Below are 18,394 nucleotides of genomic sequence, written 5' to 3' on the forward strand. Positions count from 1 at the left end.
CGACTCAGTAAGTGCTCTCCTACCTATGGCTAAAATTATCGGCATCATCGTCGTATTCGCGAGCGTGCTCGGCGGATACGTGCTTTCCCACGGCAAGATTGCCGCTCTCATCCAGCCTTTCGAGGTGATGATTATCGGTGGCGCGGCCCTTGGCGCCTTCCTGCAGGCCAACCCCGGCCACATGACAATGCACGTGCTCAAGAAGTCCTTGGGCATGTTCAGCTCGCGTTTCAACCACACCTTCTACCTGGAAGTGCTGGGGCTGATTTACGAGATCCTCAACAAGAGCCGTCGCGAAGGCATGATGGCGATCGAAGGCGACATCGAAGATGCCGCCGCGAGCCCGATCTTCGCCAAGTACCCGGCGGTGCTCAAAGACGAGCGCATGACCGCGTTCATCTGCGATTACCTGCGCATCATGTCCTCCGGCAACATGGCTCCCCATGAGCTGGAAGGCCTGTTCGACATGGAACTCTACAGCCTCAAGGAAGACCTCGAGCACCCGTCCCACGCGGTGAACGGCATCGCCGACGCCATGCCCGGTTTCGGTATCGTCGCGGCGGTATTGGGGATCGTGGTGACCATGGCATCCCTGGGCGAAGGCGACCAGAAGTCCATCGGTCTGCACGTGGGTGCGGCACTGGTCGGTACCTTCTTCGGTATTCTCGCGGCCTACGGTTTCTTTGGTCCGCTGGCCCACTCCCTGGCTCACGATGCCAAGGAAGAACTGAACACCTACGAAGCCATCAAGGCTTCGCTGGTGGCTTCGGCTTCCGGGATGCCGCCGTCGCTGGCGGTGGAGTTCGGTCGCAAGGTTCTGTACCCGGCGCACCGTCCTAGCTTCGCTGAGCTGGAACAAGCGGTTCGCGGTCGTTAAGTCATGGAAAATAACCAGCCGATAATCATCAAGCGCGTCAAGCGCATCGCCGGAGGGCATCACGGGGGCGCCTGGAAAATCGCCTTCGCGGACTTCGCGACGGCGATGATGGCGTTCTTCCTGGTGTTGTGGCTGCTGTCCACCGCGACGCCTGAACAGAAGATCGCCATCGCCGGTTACTTCAAGGACCCGGTCGGGTTTTCCGAAAGCGGTACGCCGTACATCATCGACCTGGGCGGCACGCCGACCCTGGCGCCGGAGAACACCCTCAACCCGGAGGTGAAATCTCAGCCACAGCCAGACAAGGTGACCATCGACGCCGAGCAGGTTGAAGGCATGGCCGAGCAGGTCGAGAAGGAACGCCTGGAGTTGTTGCTGCAAGAGTTGCAGAACAAGGTCAATGAAAACCCGCAATTGCAGAAATTCAAGGACCAGATCCTCTTCGAGATCACCCAGGACGGTTTGCGCATCCAGATCATGGACGCCGAAAACCGCCCGATGTTCGACTCTGGCAGTGCGCGTCTGAAGCCGTACTTCGAAGACATTCTGCTGGCCATGGCCGACACCATCAAAGCGGTGCCGAACAAGATCAGCATCAGCGGCCACACCGATGCCAAGCCGTACTCGGGCACCGGCGATTTCGGTAACTGGGAACTCTCGGCCAATCGCGCCAACGCGGCTCGTCGTGCATTGGTCGCCGGCAGTTATCCGGATGCCCAGGTCGCGCGAGTCGTCGGTTATGCCTCGTCGGCGCTGTTCGACAGGGAGAACCCGTTCAATCCGGTCAATCGCCGGATCGACATCGTGGTGCTGACCAAGAAAGCCCAGCGCGCCATCGAAGGTGAACAAGGTGCCGAACCGGCGCCAGCGCCGACGCAAGGGCAGGGTGGCCCGGGCGAAGTGCATGCGCCGCCAGCCGATCCGAACGCATTGCCGGCGGATAAGGAACCGCTGCCGGCACACGAACTTCGTGAGCGTTTGAATCTGTTTGATAATCCGGCGCCGAAGCCGGGCGAACCGCCCAAACCCGCTGTACCGCCCAAGCAATAACCTGCAGAAAAGCCACCATGAGTGGCTTTTCTGTTTCTGGCTGCGTCACTGCAGCGTCGCACTGACTCGACTCACTGCAAGTTTGTTTTCGGAATCATGGAAGATCAGTAATGGAAAGACTCAAGTCCTATTTTCAGCAGCATGGCAATGCACCCTTCAAGTTTGGTGAAGGGCGGGTCAGTGGCTACATCTCAGCCACGCTCGGGCTATTGAGCCTGCTGGCGGTATTGTGCTTTCTCTTTCCCGAATGGCTGACCACCGCCGAACTGCGCAAGGTGTACGACGAACAGTTTGCGCGCACCACGCTATTGCTTGGGCTGGTACTGTCTTTCAGCCTGGGCACCCTGAATATCCTGCTCAACAAGCGAAAGCGCTTGGGGATTACCGGACTTGTCGCCTCGGGGCTGGCGGTGTTTCTCGGCGGCACCAATGTGCAGATCAGCTCGATTGGGCAGACACCGTACTCGCTGGGGCTGGACTGGTTCGTCCTGGCTCTGCTGGTGTCGGCCATCGTCTTTATCCCCCTGGAAAAACTCTATTCCAAGGACCCTGAGCAAAACATTCTGCGTCCGCACTGGCGAACTGACCTGACCTACTTTTTTGTCAGTCATATGCTGGTGCAGTTCATCCTGATTTTCATCACTGCCTCGTCGAGCTTTATGGCTGGCTGGGCCGTGTCGGCGGATTTGCAGGCCAGCGTACAAAGCCTGCCGATCGTTGTGCAGTTCTTGCTGGCGGTACTGGTGGCTGACCTCGGTCAGTACTGGCTGCATCGGCTGTATCACGTCGTGCCATGGTTATGGCGCATGCATGCCGTACATCACTCAAGCACGCACATGGATTGGCTCGCCGGTTCGCGTGTCCACTTCATCGAGATTCTGCTCACCCGTACCGGCGTGCTGGTGCCTTTGATGCTGCTGGGTTTTGCGCCCCAGGCGTTGAACGCCTACGTGATTCTGGTCGGGGTGCAGGCAGTGCTGGCCCACGCCAATGTACGGATCAACGGCGGCTGGCTGAATTATGTGCTGGTCCTGCCGCGCTATCACCATTGGCATCATGCCCGGCACAAGGATTACATCTACAAGAACTATGCGATCCATACGCCGCTGGTGGATATGCTGTTTGGCACCTTCAAGTTGCCACCCAAGGAGTGGCCGACGCGCTACGGGGTTTTTGGCAAGGACTTGCCGGGCGGTATCCTGCGCCAGCACTTGTACCCGTTCCAGAAGCCTGGCCTGAAGAGCGTCGAGCCGAAACCGCCGGCAGCGGTTTCCTGAGGCCAAAAAAAGCCGCGATGATCGCGGCTTTTTTGTCTCTGCTGCTTCGTCCTGAATAAGGTTTACACCTTCTGGCTTCTTATCAGGAAGTCGTTATGGACAATCACTCCTTGCCACAGCTTCAACGGCAAAACCGCTGGATTGGATGCCGCTAATCATTTTCGTGGCGTCACGAAAATGATCGGCAAAGGCGGGCAGCGACTGTCGATCTGGAACTCGAATAAGACAGCAACGAACGGAAGGTGGATTGATTAACCGCGCGATGGGCTGGCGGTGCCGGCGGTAAAAATCAAGGAGTGAGGCTTGTTCGGAGAATGATGTAGGACAGTTCCGAGGCGTATTGGCCGGGTTTACTTCCCCAGATTGCTCGCCTACAGTTCGCTCGTCGCTGACGAATCAGCGATCGATCTTAGCCGGTCGAAACAAAGATGAATCCTCACCCAAGTGACCGGAGTTAGACCTAATGGCTAAGTATCACCCCTTGCAAGGCAATTTCAGCGTCGGCCCGACTCTGTATATCGACACCGAAGCCAAATTCTCGGATCTCCTCGAAACCGCCACTCACCGAATCAAAGCCGCGCGCAATCTGCTCAATAGCGTCACCTGCCTGTGCATCAAAAACGTCGAAGGTCACGATCTGGAGCATTTCGCCAATGCTGCACACCTGTTGATTCAGGACGGCTGTGACGCCTTGGATGCTTTGGGCTGGAAGCTGGAAAAAGCCGCACTTTGAAGACCGGAAAGCCGCGATCGTCGCGCATCTGGTCGCGGTAGGGGTTGTAGATAACTCTATCCCTACCGCGACAGTCACTCGCTCCCTGGCCATTATCTTTTATCTCGCTTCACAGAGACTCTGTATCAGAATTCACGGAAGAATATCAGGAATTTTGCACGCTATCAGAGCCTCTGATATCGTGATGAAATCGTGATACGGAAGAATGGCCATGGTTGATTTTACCAGCTACGACCACGACCTCCCTGAGAGGCGTGACCTGATCGAGCTCAAGGTCTATGTAGAGAGTGTGCTTGGTCTCAAGCTGCGCTTAAAACCGTGGGAGCACGTCAAAATCCTTCCGTATGTGCTGCGTGACCGATACGAATTTTTCGTCACGGAAATCTTGGGTGCCAAGTGCCTTATCCTCAAGGAGCATCCACAGCGGGAAGCTAGCGTTGCGGATGTAGCCAAGCATATGCAGGCAATCAACAAGCTGCTGGAGAAGAAGTTGACCGAAACCAGTGACCTCATGGTTTTCGTCACAGACGCGCTCCCGAGCTATGACAGAAAACGACTGGTCGAGAAAGGCGTCCAATTCATCGTGCCGGGAAACCAGCTTTATCTTCCAGCGTTTGGAATGGATTTGCGTGAGTACTACAGGCAGCGCCTGGAAAAACCTCAGGTTCTGAGCCCCGCCACTCAATCCATGCTTATTCAATTATTGATCAAAGGATGGCAACCCCGGTTACTGACCACTCGCTCTACTTTCGAGAAGTCCTTTACCTACGCAAAAATGACCGTTACCAGAGCCATCAAAGAGCTGACCGATCTGGACATCGTTCAGCCTGGAAAGGAAATGGGTGAAGCCGCGATCTTTTTTCACTTGTCTCCTAAAGAGACTTGGGAAATGGCGAAAGACTACATGCGTACGCCGGTCAAAAAAACGCTTTGGTTAAATGCAATTCCTGAGGCGTTTGACACCCCAATGCTGCTGGCGGGGGAGGCGGCCCTGGCAGAGATGAGCCTTCTCGCCAGTCCAAAAGTACCTGGCTTTGCAATGACGACTGCGCAGTTCGATCACATTCGAGAGCTTGCTCAGTCTGATCACCTCCAAAAAGTGAATACGGCATATGGGGTAGAGATCGGCTTTTGGGGCTCGACTTCAAAGACGGCCAAATCTAAACGCGAGACCACGTTTCCCTATTTTGAGGTGCCGCAAAACCATGCAGCGTGCTGCATCCAGTTTTGGAACTATGAGCCACTGCACAGCAACATAGCTATTGGAGTTGTCGACCCATTTTCTCTCTATCTAAGTCTCAAGGATGACCATGATGACCGGGTGCAAATGTGTTTGGATGAAATGATGGAGAACGTGAAATGGTAGTGGGTATCGACCGGTTTAGAGAGTATTTCAAAGACTATCAGGGCAGCTACGTTCTGATAGGCGGGGTGGCAGCCTCGATAACCATGGAGGATCTGGGTGAGCGATTTCGACCCACCAAGGATCTGGATGTCGTACTGGTCGTTGAGGCTCTCAATCGTGAGTTCGTAGGTCAGTTCTGGAAGTTCATCAAGGACGGCGGATATGCCATTCGCCAAAATGGAGACAGAGAAGGGGGCTCCCCTGTTTTCTATCGCTTCCAGAATCCCGAGGACAAATCCTTTCCAGTTCAGATCGAGCTTTTTTCTCGTCTCCCAGATGGCCTGGAACACGAAGAAGCGGCCCGAATGACCAGAATCCCCGTAGAAGAGCAAGCCGCAAGTCTTTCTGCGATCATCCTTGATGATGAGTATTACAACTTTCTCCTGGCCGGCGTCGATCACACCCAGGAAATCAGTCACATTGGGGCCGACAGGCTCGTTCCGCTCAAAGCCCATGCCTGGCTTAACAAGAAGGCGCAGATCCAGAACGGCGTGCAAGTGGACAGTCGCGATATCAAGAAGCACTTCAGAGATGTGATCTTGCTTTCTGTCGGTCTTACGGAAGGAATGACCGAACTCCCTGAACGAATGGCTCTCGATTTGACGTCATTTCTCAGCCAAGTGCCCGCTGAGCTTGCGTCAAACCCCCAAGGTTACAAAGGGGTGGATGGCGACCGTTTGATCAAGACCATTCAAGAAGCCTTCAGCCTCAATTAATTCATTTTTTTCGCACGGTATCGTAGGCGCTGATAGCGTGCGTAAATCCTGTTATTTGGCTGTTAAGATGGCTCTGTAATGCCGATTTTGGACGTAAGGTATGTTGGCTGGGCAAGTCTGCTCAGTGCGTCAGCTTCCAGCCCAGCGCATCCAAGGCTTGCTAAAGACCAGAAAGCCGCGATCATCGCGGCTTTTTTGCACCTGTCAGTAACCCCGTCGGATGCGGTTTTTGAGCTGGTCGTGGAACAGCTCGGCATTGCGTCTGTAGGTGCCGTAAAGGGATTCGCTGATCGAATCCAGCGTCATGGAGCGCTTGGTCGCCACTTCTTCACGGTAGGCATCAATGAAAAAATCCAGATCCTTGTCAGTGCTGAGCTTTGGCCATTTATCGAGGTACAGCGGCAGTTCCGCCGGTTCGGTCTTGAATGAGCAGATCCGCCGGTTGCTGATGGTCGCTTCGCCGATTTCGAACGGTACCCACCACGAGAGCGCAGTCTTGTCAGAGACCACCGCCATCAGATGCGTGCATGCGGTGATGTTGCGGGTGATGACCCCGGTGATGTCGTCGGTGGTCTGTGATTCCGGATCCAGCACGTCGAAGTAGGTCTTGATGTTGGCCTGTATCAGACGGCTGTTGATGGCGATCGCGTGGGGGCGATCCACGTGACGGTAGCTGATGAATACGGGCATCAGAAATGTCCTTTGAGGGCGAGTTCGCGGTAATAGGCGCCGAGTGCCGTGAGGCGGCAACCGGTGGAGTTGATGGCCGCGTAGTACATGTGTTCGGCGTCCACCGGTTCGATCAGGCTGTGGCGGTTGCACTTTTGCAGTTGTTTGAAGATGTGGCCGTGGTCCGGGTCGTACGTGGCTTCGGTGGGCTCGTAGCTGGGGTCAAGTGCATAGACCGACTGTGCCTCGGGAAACCACTCGGGCAAGCGGCTTAATATTTCTTCCAGAATCAGCGGCGGGACTTCGCGAAGGGCGATGAATTGCGACACGTTGGTTTTGAACACCGGACGCTGATCCCAGGCGCCCAATGCGTTATCGACGAACGAATACAGGCTGCCAGGCGTGATCTCGCCCAATACGTTGGCGGCGCCGCCGTGAAGCGCTTGCAGCAGCAGTCCGGTGAACACGCCATGGCCGGACTCCTCCAGGGCGGGTTGGGCTTTCTTGCAGGCGGTCAATATCGTCATGCCTTCGCCGATGACGCTGGCGCCACCGCGCAGGCCGCGCATCTCGCCCGCGGCGCCAGCTTCGCAGCAATCGAGAATGATGACTTTGTTTTTGATCTTGTCGGCAGCGTTCGCCCACTGAAGGATGTCGCTGATGCGAATGCCATCGTTGCTGCAGCGGTAATCCTGTGGAATTAGCATGCCTTCATCGATACCGCTTTCGAAGTGGCCATGTCCGGCGAAGTACAGCAGTGCCACATTGCAGTCGCCGGAGAACAATTGCTTTATGTTCTCTTCCAGCATCTGGCGAGTCAGATACTCCTCGGCGGACGTCAGCACCAGGTTTTTGAAGTTGGGCTTACCCGTCGCATGTCGTTCCAGTATCGAGGCCATGGCGATGGCGTCATTGTTACAGCCACTGAGCGGCGCGATATGCGAGTAGTGGTTGATACCGATAAACAGTCCCTTGCGCATGATCACATCGCCGTATGCAGGCGAATCGCACTGACGATGCTCTTGGTGTTCCACGCGCATTCGGCGTGTGCGGCTTCGCGCACTACGTTGGAAATCCGCTCGGCGCCGAACGGTTTGATCGCGATGATCACTTTGCCCATGCGTTTGGCAATCTCGATTTCCTTGTTGATCCACTTGCTGTAGGTCGAATACATCCCGGCCATGATCAGCACTGCCGAGCACGGGCGGATCTTGTTTTCGATGGCTTCTTCGAGTTGTTTGTCGGTGCGGGCGCCGATGATCGGGTTGTGCGGTGGCACCGAGAAGTTCTTGAAACTGAAGTCCGGCTGTGCGCCCAGCAGGCGGATCAGATTGTCGTGGGCGTCTGAATAGTTCCACGAGTGGCTGATGAACAAATGATAGGTTTGCATGGGGTGCCCTCGGTATCGCCAATGTGCGAAGAGGGTTTTGAATGTATGCAGTTGAATGGCCGAAACAAGGGCTTCGCGGTGAAAGAGAAGTGCCCTTCAAACAGGCGTGCGGACGCCCTACAGAAATATCTGATGTTTAAGTCGACGGGTTGTTTTGTAGGTTGTTTTGTAGGTGGTTACGAGCGGCCAGCCGTCCCGTTAATGTCGGGGCGGCTGGAGCGTCTGTTTAATAGCTGTTTTCAGGCAAGCTGGCGATGATCGACCGGTAGCTGTTCATCCGTTGCTGCTGCACGCGGCCATCTTCCAGGGCCTTGAGCAGGGCGCAGCCCGGTTCGCGGTCGTGTTTGCAGTCGCGGAAGCGGCAGGTGCCGAGCAGGTCGTTGAACTCGATGAAGCCGGCTTCGACGTCGGCACGGCTGACGTGACCCAGGCCGAACTCGCGGATACCCGGAGAGTCGATCAGCTCACCGCCACCGGGGAAGTGGAACAACCGCGCGGTGGTGGTGGTGTGGGTGCCCTGGCCCGACAGCTCGGACAGCGGGCCGACGCGGGTTTCGACTTCCGGCAACAGGCTGTTGACCAAAGATGATTTGCCGACACCGGACTGGCCGACGAACACACTGATGTGCCCGTCCAACAGTTTTTGAAGTTGTTCCATGCCGTTGCCGTGGTGCGCCGACACTTCCAGCACCGGGTAGCCCAGCGTGCGGTAAACCGCCAGCAAGGCATTCAGCGCCGGGGCGTTCTGCTCGTCGATCAGGTCGAATTTGTTCAGCAGCAACAACGGGCGGATACCCGCATGTTCCGCGGCAACCAGGTAGCGGTCGATCAGGTTGGCATGAGGCTCTGGCAGCGGTGCGAAGACGATGACGATCATGTCGACGTTGGCCGCCACCGGCTTGAGCTGTCCACGACTGTCCGGGCGGCAGAGCTCGGTTTTGCGCGGCAGTTGCGCCACGATCACGCCGATGCCCTGGTTGCCGGCACGCCATACGACCTGATCACCGGTCACCAGCGCCGGCAGGTTGGCGCGCAAGTGGCAGCGGAATACCTGGCCGGCCAGCTCGCCATCGAGGGCTTCGACTTCAACCTGTACACCGAAGTGCGCGATCACCAGGCCCGTCTGTTCCGGACCCAGGTCGCCACCCTCAAGTGCCTCGACAGCCGAGGACTCGCGTTTGGCGGCGCGGGCAGCGCGCTCGCCCTGAATCTTTTCGATGCGCCAGTTTTGACGACGATTGAGTTGGCGTTTGGCCATGGGTGTTCCGTATCGAGAATGCAGCGATTAGGTAAAACGGTCGCGAGTTTAGCACGCCCGGCCGTCTCCCTAGGCTAAACTGCGAACCTACGCCGAGGAGCCGACATATGCAGAACCCGCAGAACCTGATCTGGATCGACCTGGAAATGACCGGGCTGAACCCTGATACCGACGTCATCATCGAGATGGCCACCATCGTCACCGACAGTAATTTGAACACCTTGGCTGAAGGTCCGGTGATCGCCATTCATCACAGCGACGAGATCCTCGCCGGCATGGACGAGTGGAATACCCGTCAACACGGCGGCTCCGGACTGACCCAACGGGTTCGCGACAGCCGCATCAGCATGGCCGAAGCGGAAGCCCAGACCATCGCCTTCCTGGAGAAATGGGTGCCGAAGGGCAAGTCGCCGATCTGTGGCAACAGCATCTGCCAGGACCGTCGCTTCCTTTATACCCACATGAAGTCGCTGGAAAGCTATTTCCACTACCGCAACCTCGACGTGTCGACCCTCAAGGAGTTGGCCGCGCGTTGGGCACCGGATGTGCGCGACAGCTTCAAAAAGGGCAGCACCCACCTGGCCCTGGACGACATCCGCGAATCGATCGCCGAGCTGCAGCACTACCGCAAGAATTTCATCAAGTTCTGATTGGGCATAGGGAGGTTTTTGTGGCGAGGGAGCTTGTCGGAACGCCGCACCGTCCCGCTCGGCTGCGTAGCAGTCGCAAACCGGTCGGCGCGGTACGCCTGGAAGAACAGGGTGTCTGGTTTTGGGGCCGCTACGCGACCCAACGGGGGGAAGCCCCCTCGCCACAGGTGTGAATGCTTCGCCCTCTTTTGGTGCTTCGGTGAAGTGAGTAGACTGCGCGCCTTCTCGTAAGGACCGCCACCATGTTGCTGATGCTCTACCTGATCGCCATTACTGCCGAAGCCATGACTGGCGCCCTGTCTGCGGGCCGTCGCGGCATGGACTGGTTTGGCGTGGTATTGATTGCATGCGTCACGGCGTTGGGCGGCGGTTCGGTGCGCGACGTGTTGCTTGGCCATTACCCGCTGACCTGGGTCAAACACCCGGAATACCTGGTGCTGACGTCGATCGCTGCGATGTTCACCGTCTTCGCTGCGCGCTGGATGCGCCATCTGCGCTCGCTGTTTCTGGTGCTCGACGCCGCGGGCCTGGTCGCGTTCACCCTGATCGGCTGCATGACCGCCCTGGAAATGGGCCACGGCATGCTGGTGGCCTCGGTCAGCGGCGTGATCACCGGGGTATTCGGTGGCATTCTGCGGGACATCTTCTGCAACGACATCCCGCTGATCTTCCGCCGCGAACTCTACGCCAGCGTCTCGTTTGCCGCGGCGTGGTGCTATTTATTCTGTGTCTATCTGCAATTGCCGGGTGAACAGGCGATCCTGATCACGCTATTCGGCGGCTTCCTGCTGCGCTTGCTGGCGATCCGTTTCCACTGGGAAATGCCCAAGTTCGTTTATAACGACGAAGCCTGATTTACACGCAGTCCCTGTAGCAGCTGCCGAAGGCTGCGTTCGAGGCCGAAGGGCTCGCTTCGCAGTCGCGTCGAACGCAGTCTTCGGCAGCTACTACATAAGCCCGTGTTGTTTTAGCGCCCATTCGACATGCTCGCGCACCAGTTCCGACGGATAGTCCCGCCGTGCCTTCAACGCTTCCAGCACCGGAATGCTCGACGGCGCATTGCCCAGGCCGACCGCCAGATTGCGCAACCAACGCTCGTAACCGGCCCGACGCAACGGTGAACCTTCGGTGCTGCTGAGGAATTTTTCTTCGTCCCACATGAACAGTTCGGCCAGTTCGGCGTTGTCCAGGTTGTGCCGGGGTTTGAAGTCGCTTTCCCCGGAAGGCCGGGCGAAGCGGTTCCATGGGCAGACAATCTGGCAGTCATCGCAACCGAACACCCGATTGCCGATCAGCGGTCGTAAATCTTCAGGAATCGCGCTTTTCAGTTCAATGGTCAGGTACGAAATGCAGCGACGGGCGTCCAGCACATAGGGGCCGACGAAGGCATTGGTCGGGCAAATGTCCAGGCAGGCCGTGCAGCGACCGCAGTGCTCGGTGGCGTGGGGTGGGTCCACCGGCAGCGGCAGGTCGATGAACAATTCGCTGAGGAAGAAGTAACTGCCGGCCTTGCGATTCAAGACCAGCGTGTTTTTGCCGATCCAGCCCAGGCCAGCCTGTTCGGCGATGGCCTTTTCCAGCACCGGGGCGCTGTCGACGAAGGCGCGGTAGCCGAACGGGCCGATCACTGCCTGGATTTTTTCCGCCAGTTGTTGCACGCGTTTACGAATTAATTTGTGGTAATCGCGGCCCAAGGCATAACGCGAAACGTAGGCTTTTTCCGGTTGGGCCAGCCGTTGCGCCATGTGCGTGTCGCCCGGCAGGTAGTCCATGCGCAGGGAAACCACGCGCAGGGTGCCCGGCACCAGTTCTTCCGGGTGCGAGCGTTTGCTGCCATGGGCGCCCATGTAGTCCATTTCGCCGTGGTAGCCAGCGGCGAGCCAGCGCTCCAGGTGCTGCTCATGCTCGGCCAGGTCGAGGCCGCTGATGCCGACTTGCTGAAAGCCCAGCTCGCGGCCCCAGTCCTTGATGGATTGGGCGAGGGCGGGCAGGTCTGTGGTAATAGCGGGCATGAGGCGAGAGAAACCGGAGCTGAGATGCGTATAATTCTGCCAGACATCGGAGCCTGAAGACGCATGCCGCACACTAAAGATGAATTACCCGACGCGCTGTATAGCGCCGCGCAAGTCCGAGGGCTCGATGCGAGCGTGATCGCGGCCGGTACACCGGGCTTCGAATTGATGCAGCGTGCGGCACGGGCGACCTGGCGTGCGCTGGTCCGCCATTGGCCGACCGGGCATGAATTGAGTGTGGTGGCCGGCCATGGCAATAACGCAGGCGACGGTTATCTGGTGGCCGTGCTGGCCCGACGTGCCGGCTGGCATGTGCGGGTGCTGGCCGCCGGTGACCCCGGGCGTTTGCAGGGCGATGCCGCGTCGGCGCATGCCGAGGCGGTGGCCGAAGGCGTGGCCATTCAAGGCTGGACCCCGCACTCCGAGTTGCGCGGCATTGTGCTGGATGCCTTGCTCGGCACCGGCCTGACCGGTGAAGTGCGTGAGCCGTTCGCCAGCGCCATCGCCGCGATCAATGCCAGTGGGCTCCCGGTTGCGGCGGTGGATATCCCCTCGGGGCTGTGCGCCGATACGGGTCGCCAGCTCGGCATTGCGGTTCGAGCAGACCTGACGGTGACGTTCATCGGTTTGAAGGTGGGGCTGTTCACCGGTGACGCGGCGGATGTGGTGGGCGATTTGGTATTCAACGATCTGCACGTCGCCCCCGAGACATTTATTGGGGCCGAGATCAGTGCGCGTCGCCTGACGGCCGGTAATGTGCCGCGTCTGACCGGCCGCGCTCCAACTGCCCACAAAGGCAAATTCGGTCACGTATTGCTCGTTGGCGGTGATCGCGGTTTTGGCGGCGCCATCCTGCTTAGTGCACAAAGTGCCCTGCGCAGCGGTGCCGGCATGGTGTCCGTGGCCACCCGCAGCGAGCATGTTCCGGCCGCCCTGGCGCGTTTGCCGGAAGCCATGGTGCTCGGTACGTCGTCGGCCAATCAATTGATGGGCTTGCTGGAGAAGGCCACGGTGCTGGTCGTCGGCCCGGGGCTGGGGCAGGCCGCCTGGGGGCGCAGCCTGTTGTCGGCTGCGGCCAACGCGTCGCAGCCACAAGTCTGGGATGCCGATGCATTGAACCTGTTGGCCGAAGGTGGCGTGAGCTTGCCCGCAGGTAGTGTCATCACGCCGCATCCGGGCGAAGCGGCACGATTGCTGGGGATATCGACAGCCGCCGTACAGACTGACCGCCCGGCCGCGGCCCATGCGTTGAGCAAAAAATATACAGCGGTGGTAGTGCTCAAGGGCGCTGGCAGTCTGATTGCCACTCCCGATGGGCGTCTGGCGCTGTGTCATCAGGGCCATCCGGCCATGGCGTCGGCCGGGTTGGGTGATGTGCTGGCCGGTCTGGTGGGCGCCTTGCTCGCTCAGGGCCTGGACGCGTACGACGCGGCCTGCCTGGCGGTCTGGCTGCACGCCAATGCCGGTGCGCAACAAGGTAAATTAGGCCGCGGGCTGGCGGCCAGTGATCTGATTCCAGCCATTCGTCAGTTGTTGGAGGAGCAAGCACCGTGTCTGAAGTAACCCTGTACCTGGCTGATGAGCAGGCCATGAGCGATTTTGGCGCACGTATCGCCAAAACCACCGGAGGGCACGGTCTGATCTTTCTTGAAGGGGATCTGGGCGCGGGGAAAACCACACTGTCCCGGGGCATCATCCGTGGCCTGGGGCATACCGGCGCGGTAAAAAGTCCGACCTTTACCCTGGTCGAGCCTTACGAGATCGGCGCTGTCCGCGCCTTCCATTTCGACTTATATCGATTGGTCGACCCCGAGGAGCTGGAGTACCTCGGCATCCGCGACTATTTCGATGACGACGCATTATGTCTTATTGAATGGCCCCAGAAGGGTGCAGGCTTTTTGCCAAAGCCCGACCTGACCATTACCATTAGCCCGCAAGACAGCGGGCGTTCGCTGAGAATTTTGCCCCAGGGCTCGCGTGGCGAGTCGTGGTGTGCCGTTTTGGCATTGGAATCCAAATAAATGATGGGGTTAGGTATGCGCTTTCGCGCGTTGGTTGCTGCCGTAGGGGTGTTGTTTTTGGCGGTGACCGTCGACGCTGTGGCCGAGACGAAGGTCAACAGTGTTCGCCTTTGGCGGGCGCCGGATAACACTCGACTGGTGTTCGACCTGACGGGGCCTGTCCAGCACAGCGTCTTTACCCTGACCGCACCGGATCGGCTGGTAATCGACATCAATGGCGCGACGCTCGGCTCGCCGCTGAACGTCTCCACGGCCAACACGCCGATCACGGCAATGCGTTCGGCTCAGCGTACGCCGACCGATTTGCGGGTAGTCATCGACCTGAAAAAAGCCGTCACGCCGAAAAGCTTCACCTTGGCGCCGAACGCCCAGTACGGCAATCGCCTGGTAGTCGACCTGTTCGACAACGCGGCCGATGCCTCGCCACCGCCTGCGCCAACACCGTCTGTGGCCACGGTACCCGCCGTACCCGTCACGCCGTCCGAGCCTTCGATCAAGCTGCCACCCGCGCCGGCTGGCAAGCGCGATATTATCGTGGTGATCGATGCCGGTCACGGCGGCGAAGACCCGGGCGCCTCGGGCTCTCGCGGTCAGCGTGAGAAAGACGTGGTGCTGGCCATCGCCCGTGAACTGCAGCGTCAGGTCAATGGCATGAAAGGTTTCCGCGCCGAACTGACCCGTACCGGCGACTACTTCATTCCATTGCGCGGCCGTACCGAAATCGCCCGCAAGAAGGGCGCCGACCTGTTCGTTTCGATCCACGCCGACGCCGCGCCGTCAGCCGCAGCGTTCGGTGCGTCGGTGTTTGCCCTGTCTGACCGCGGCGCTACGTCGGAGACCGCCCGTTGGCTGGCCGACAGCGAAAACCGTTCCGACTTGATCGGCGGTGCCGGCAACGTCAGCCTCGACGACAAGGACCGGATGCTCGCCGGCGTGCTGCTCGACCTGTCGATGACCGCTTCCCTGACTTCCAGCCTGAACGTTGGCCAGAAAGTCTTGAGTAACATCGGTCGCGTCACGCCGCTGCACAAACAACGTGTCGAGCAAGCCGGGTTCATGGTGTTGAAGTCGCCGGACATCCCGTCGATCCTGGTGGAAACCGGGTTCATCTCCAACGCCAACGAAGCCTCGAAACTCGCGGCATCGAGCCACCAGCAGGCGCTGGCGCGCTCCATCAGCAGCGGCGTGCGGCAATTCTTCCAGCAGAACCCGCCGCCGGGCACTTACATTGCCTGGCTGCGCGATTCCGGCAAGATCGCCCAAGGCCCGCGTGACCATCGCGTGAGCCCCGGCGAAACCCTGGCGATGATCGCTGTGCGTTATCAGGTGTCTGCGGCCACCTTGCGCAGTGCCAACAACTTGCAAAGTGACGAGCTGAAGATTGGTCAGACGTTGACCATTCCAGGCACTGAACTGGCGGCCAAAGAATGAACCAGGTGCTGACCAACACGGCGCGTATCGAGCTACTCAGTCCACGGCTGGCGAACCAGATTGCCGCCGGTGAGGTGGTTGAGCGCCCGGCCTCGGTGATCAAGGAGTTGCTGGAAAACAGCCTCGACTCCGGCGCCAAACGCATCGATGTCGATGTGGAGCAGGGCGGTGTCAAGCTGCTGCGGGTGCGCGACGATGGCAGCGGCATTTCCGCCGATGACCTGCCTTTGGCCCTGGCCCGTCACGCCACCAGCAAGATCCGCAACCTGGAAGACCTCGAACAGGTCATGAGCCTGGGGTTTCGTGGTGAGGCGCTGGCCTCCATCAGTTCCGTGGCGCGTCTGACCCTGACTTCCCGCACTCGCGACGCCGATCAAGCCTGGCAGGTGGAAACCGAAGGCCGGGACATGGCGGCTCGCGTGCAACCAGCGGCTCATCCGGTGGGCACTTCGGTGGAAGTGCGCGATTTGTTCTTCAATACCCCGGCGCGCCGCAAGTTTCTGAAGACCGAAAAAACCGAATTCGATCACCTGCAAGAAGTGATCAAGCGTCTGGCGCTGGCGCGGTTCGATGTGGCGTTCCATCTGCGCCATAACGGCAAAACCATCCTCAGCCTGCACGAGGCCCATGATGACGCGGCCCGCGCCCGGCGTGTGGCGGCGATCTGCGGGGCGGGCTTTCTGGAGCAGGCGCTGCCGATCGAAATCGAACGCAATGGCCTGCATTTGTGGGGTTGGGTCGGGTTGCCGACCTTCAACCGCAGCCAGGCGGATTTGCAGTATTTCTTTGTGAATGGCCGTGCCGTGCGCGACAAACTGGTGGCGCACGCAGTGCGCCAGGCTTATCGCGACGTATTGTTCAACGGTCGGCACCCGACATTCGTGCTGTTTTTCGAAGTCGATCCGGCGGGCGTCGACGTCAACGTGCACCCGACCAAGCACGAAGTACGCTTCCGTGACGGGCGCATGGTTCACGACTTCCTTTACGGCACTTTGCATCGCGCCTTGGGTGATGTGCGGCCGGAAGACCAGTTGGCCGCGCCTGTCGCGACAGCCATGGTCCGGCCAACCGGTATCGAAGCCGGCGAGTTCGGCCCGCAGGGCGAGATGCGTCTGGCGGCCAATGCGCTGCTGGAGCAGCCTCAGGCCCAGCCGTCCTTCAATACTTCGGCGGGCTCTGGCGCCGGTGCCGGTTATCAGTATCAATACACGCCGCGGCCTCAGTCCGGCGTGCCCGTCGCCGAAGCCCAGGCGGCCTATCGCGAGTTTTTCGCGCCGTTGCCCGAGGCCAATGCGGTCGCGCTGCCGGCCGGGCAAGATGACATTCCGCCGCTGGGCTATGCACTGGCTCAGCTCAAGGGCATCTACATTCTTTCGGAAAACGCCCAAGGCCTGGTGCTGGTAGACATGCATGCCGCCCATGAGCGGATCATGTACGAACGGCTGAAAGTCGCCATGGCCAGCGAGGGGTTGAGCGGTCAGCCATTGCTGGTGCCGGAATCCCTGGCGGTCAGCCAGCGCGAAGCCGACTGCGCCGAAGAAAACGTCGCCTGGTTCCAGCGTCTGGGTTTTGAATTGCAGCGCCTTGGCCCGGAAACCCTGGCCATCCGGCAAATCCCTGCGTTGCTGAAACAGGCCGAGGCCAACCGACTGGTTAGCGACGTGCTGGCGGACTTGATGGAATACGGCACCAGCGACCGGATTCAGGCGCACCTGAACGAACTGCTCGGCACCATGGCCTGCCACGGCGCGATTCGCGCGAATCGGCGCCTGGCCTTGCCGGAAATGAACGGCCTGCTGCGGGACATGGAAAACACCGAGCGCAGCGGTCAATGCAACCATGGCCGACCGACCTGGACCCAACTGGGCCTGGACGATCTGGACAAACTGTTCTTGCGCGGTCGTTGATGAGCCAGTTCCCTCCCGCGATTTTCCTGATGGGGCCGACGGCCGCCGGCAAGACCGACCTGGCCATCGAACTCACCAAGGTCCTGCCCTGTGAGCTGATCAGTGTCGATTCGGCGCTGGTTTATCGCGGCATGGACATCGGCACCGCCAAACCCTCCAAAGAGATCCTGGCCGAATTCCCGCATCGTCTGATCGACATTCTCGACCCGGCCGAGAGTTATTCCGCCGCGGATTTCCGTCGCGATGCGTTGCAAGCCATGGGCGAGATCACCGCGCGGGGCAATATTCCGCTGCTGGTGGGCGGCACAATGCTCTATTACAAGGCTTTGCTCGAAGGTCTGGCCGACATGCCGGCGGCCGATGCGGACGTTCGTGCGCAAATCGAAGAAGAGGCTGCACGCCTTGGCTGGCAAGCCCTGCACGATCAATTGGCGGTGATTGATCCGCAATCCGCGGCGCGAATTCACCCGAACGATCCGCAGCGCCTTAGTCGTGCACTGGAAGTTTATCGCGTCAGCGGCCAGAGCATGACTGAGCTACGCTTGCGACAATCTGCGCAAAGTACTGAAGCAGCCGCTTCGGGACTGCAACAATTGCCCTATACTGTCGCGAACTTGGCCATCGCTCCGGCAAATCGCCAGGTACTGCACGAGCGCATTAAACAAAGATTCACAAATATGTTGGAACAGGGATTCGTCGACGAGGTCGTAGCCCTGCGAGATAGAGGTGACTTGCATTCCGGGTTGCCGTCTATACGTGCAGTAGGTTATCGACAAGTCTGGGATTACCTGGAAGGCAAGCTGACGCAAGCCGAGATGCAGGAGCGTGGAATCATTGCCACGCGCCAATTGGCGAAGCGCCAGTTCACCTGGCTGCGCAGTTGGGCTGATTTACACTGGTTGGACAGCCTCGATTGCGACAATCTGCCGCGCGCCTTGAAATACCTCGGGACCATCTCCATATTGAGCTGAGTCCTTGCAATTGCCGTCTATCCTTGG

Annotated in this window: 18 protein-coding genes; 13 read left to right on the plus strand and 5 right to left on the minus strand. The window is 59.1% G+C overall.

Annotated elements, in window-relative coordinates:
• Nucleotides 1-25: 25 nt before the first annotated feature.
• The 6 genes from motA (at nucleotide 26) to PGR6_RS02425 (ending at nucleotide 6,058) form a co-directional block, all read left to right on the plus strand.
• Complete coding sequence (gene motA / locus PGR6_RS02400; RefSeq protein WP_018928515.1) at nucleotides 26-877, plus strand: flagellar motor stator protein MotA; 852 nt, start codon at nucleotides 26-28, stop codon at nucleotides 875-877.
• Nucleotides 878-880: 3 nt separating this feature from the next.
• Nucleotides 881-1,927: a flagellar motor protein MotB gene (gene motB, locus PGR6_RS02405; RefSeq protein ID WP_018928514.1), complete on the plus strand. Its 1,047-nt coding sequence runs from the start codon at nucleotides 881-883 to the stop codon at nucleotides 1,925-1,927.
• Between the two features lie 110 nt (nucleotides 1,928-2,037).
• A complete protein-coding gene (locus tag PGR6_RS02410; RefSeq protein ID WP_064616010.1) occupies nucleotides 2,038-3,204 on the plus strand; it encodes a sterol desaturase family protein in 1,167 nt (388 codons plus the stop codon).
• 463 nt (nucleotides 3,205-3,667) lie between these two features.
• The gene (locus tag PGR6_RS02415; protein WP_064616011.1) at nucleotides 3,668-3,937 is read left to right on the plus strand and encodes a hypothetical protein; all 270 of its coding nucleotides are present in this window, start codon (nucleotides 3,668-3,670) and stop codon (nucleotides 3,935-3,937) included.
• A gap of 211 nt (nucleotides 3,938-4,148) precedes the next feature.
• Nucleotides 4,149-5,303, plus strand: a complete 1,155-nt coding sequence (locus PGR6_RS02420) for a hypothetical protein (protein ID WP_064616012.1) — start codon at nucleotides 4,149-4,151, stop codon at nucleotides 5,301-5,303.
• Nucleotides 5,297-6,058 (plus strand): hypothetical protein, encoded by a 762-nt coding sequence (locus PGR6_RS02425; protein WP_064616013.1) that lies wholly within the window; start codon nucleotides 5,297-5,299, stop codon nucleotides 6,056-6,058. Before PGR6_RS02420 ends, PGR6_RS02425 begins: the two co-directional genes overlap by 7 nt.
• A 204-nt stretch (nucleotides 6,059-6,262) precedes the next feature.
• On the opposite strand, the gene PGR6_RS02430 is transcribed toward PGR6_RS02425, so the two are convergent.
• From PGR6_RS02430 to rsgA, 4 genes are all read right to left on the minus strand, one after another.
• The gene (locus PGR6_RS02430) at nucleotides 6,263-6,748 is read right to left on the minus strand and encodes a toll/interleukin-1 receptor domain-containing protein (RefSeq protein WP_064616014.1); all 486 of its coding nucleotides are present in this window, start codon (nucleotides 6,746-6,748) and stop codon (nucleotides 6,263-6,265) included.
• Nucleotides 6,748-7,707, minus strand: coding sequence for a caspase family protein (locus tag PGR6_RS02435; RefSeq protein WP_064616015.1), 960 nt, complete (start codon nucleotides 7,705-7,707; stop codon nucleotides 6,748-6,750). The genes PGR6_RS02430 and PGR6_RS02435 overlap by 1 nt, the downstream gene beginning before the upstream one ends.
• Nucleotides 7,708-7,709: 2 nt before the next feature.
• Nucleotides 7,710-8,117: a TIR domain-containing protein gene (locus tag PGR6_RS02440; RefSeq protein ID WP_064616016.1), complete on the minus strand. Its 408-nt coding sequence runs from the start codon at nucleotides 8,115-8,117 to the stop codon at nucleotides 7,710-7,712.
• 226 nt (nucleotides 8,118-8,343) lie between these two features.
• Nucleotides 8,344-9,375: a small ribosomal subunit biogenesis GTPase RsgA gene (gene rsgA / locus PGR6_RS02445; RefSeq protein ID WP_018928510.1), complete on the minus strand. Its 1,032-nt coding sequence runs from the start codon at nucleotides 9,373-9,375 to the stop codon at nucleotides 8,344-8,346.
• 107 nt (nucleotides 9,376-9,482) lie between these two features.
• Here rsgA and orn point away from each other — a divergent pair, with 107 nt between their 5' ends.
• Both orn and PGR6_RS02455 read left to right on the plus strand, forming a co-directional pair.
• Entirely contained in the window at nucleotides 9,483-10,025 is a 543-nt protein-coding gene (gene orn, locus PGR6_RS02450; RefSeq protein ID WP_018928509.1) for an oligoribonuclease, read from the plus strand.
• Between the two features lie 242 nt (nucleotides 10,026-10,267).
• Nucleotides 10,268-10,879: a trimeric intracellular cation channel family protein gene (locus PGR6_RS02455; RefSeq protein WP_018928508.1), complete on the plus strand. Its 612-nt coding sequence runs from the start codon at nucleotides 10,268-10,270 to the stop codon at nucleotides 10,877-10,879.
• A 93-nt stretch (nucleotides 10,880-10,972) separates the two neighbouring features.
• Here the strand turns inward: PGR6_RS02455 and queG are convergent, their stop codons facing one another.
• Nucleotides 10,973-12,037, minus strand: coding sequence for a tRNA epoxyqueuosine(34) reductase QueG (gene queG, locus PGR6_RS02460; protein ID WP_064616017.1), 1,065 nt, complete (start codon nucleotides 12,035-12,037; stop codon nucleotides 10,973-10,975).
• Nucleotides 12,038-12,100: 63 nt separating this feature from the next.
• Here queG and PGR6_RS02465 point away from each other — a divergent pair, with 63 nt between their 5' ends.
• From PGR6_RS02465 to miaA, 5 genes are read left to right on the plus strand one after another with little or no spacing between them, the layout of a single operon-like run.
• Nucleotides 12,101-13,600, plus strand: a complete 1,500-nt coding sequence (locus PGR6_RS02465; protein WP_064616018.1) for a bifunctional ADP-dependent NAD(P)H-hydrate dehydratase/NAD(P)H-hydrate epimerase — start codon at nucleotides 12,101-12,103, stop codon at nucleotides 13,598-13,600.
• Complete coding sequence (gene tsaE / locus PGR6_RS02470; RefSeq protein ID WP_018928505.1) at nucleotides 13,588-14,058, plus strand: tRNA (adenosine(37)-N6)-threonylcarbamoyltransferase complex ATPase subunit type 1 TsaE; 471 nt, start codon at nucleotides 13,588-13,590, stop codon at nucleotides 14,056-14,058. Before PGR6_RS02465 ends, tsaE begins: the two co-directional genes overlap by 13 nt.
• Nucleotides 14,059-15,489 (plus strand): N-acetylmuramoyl-L-alanine amidase, encoded by a 1,431-nt coding sequence (locus tag PGR6_RS02475; RefSeq protein ID WP_064616019.1) that lies wholly within the window; start codon nucleotides 14,059-14,061, stop codon nucleotides 15,487-15,489. It abuts the gene before it with no gap.
• The gene (mutL, locus tag PGR6_RS02480; protein WP_018928503.1) at nucleotides 15,486-17,396 is read left to right on the plus strand and encodes a DNA mismatch repair endonuclease MutL; all 1,911 of its coding nucleotides are present in this window, start codon (nucleotides 15,486-15,488) and stop codon (nucleotides 17,394-17,396) included. Before PGR6_RS02475 ends, mutL begins: the two co-directional genes overlap by 4 nt.
• On the plus strand, nucleotides 17,396-18,367 hold the full coding sequence (gene miaA / locus PGR6_RS02485) for a tRNA (adenosine(37)-N6)-dimethylallyltransferase MiaA (protein WP_064616020.1): 972 nt from the start codon (nucleotides 17,396-17,398) through the stop codon (nucleotides 18,365-18,367). Before mutL ends, miaA begins: the two co-directional genes overlap by 1 nt.
• Nucleotides 18,368-18,394 lie beyond the last annotated feature (27 nt).

Source organism: Pseudomonas sp. GR 6-02 (assembly GCF_001655615.1).
In the GTDB taxonomy this organism is placed as follows: domain Bacteria; phylum Pseudomonadota; class Gammaproteobacteria; order Pseudomonadales; family Pseudomonadaceae; genus Aquipseudomonas.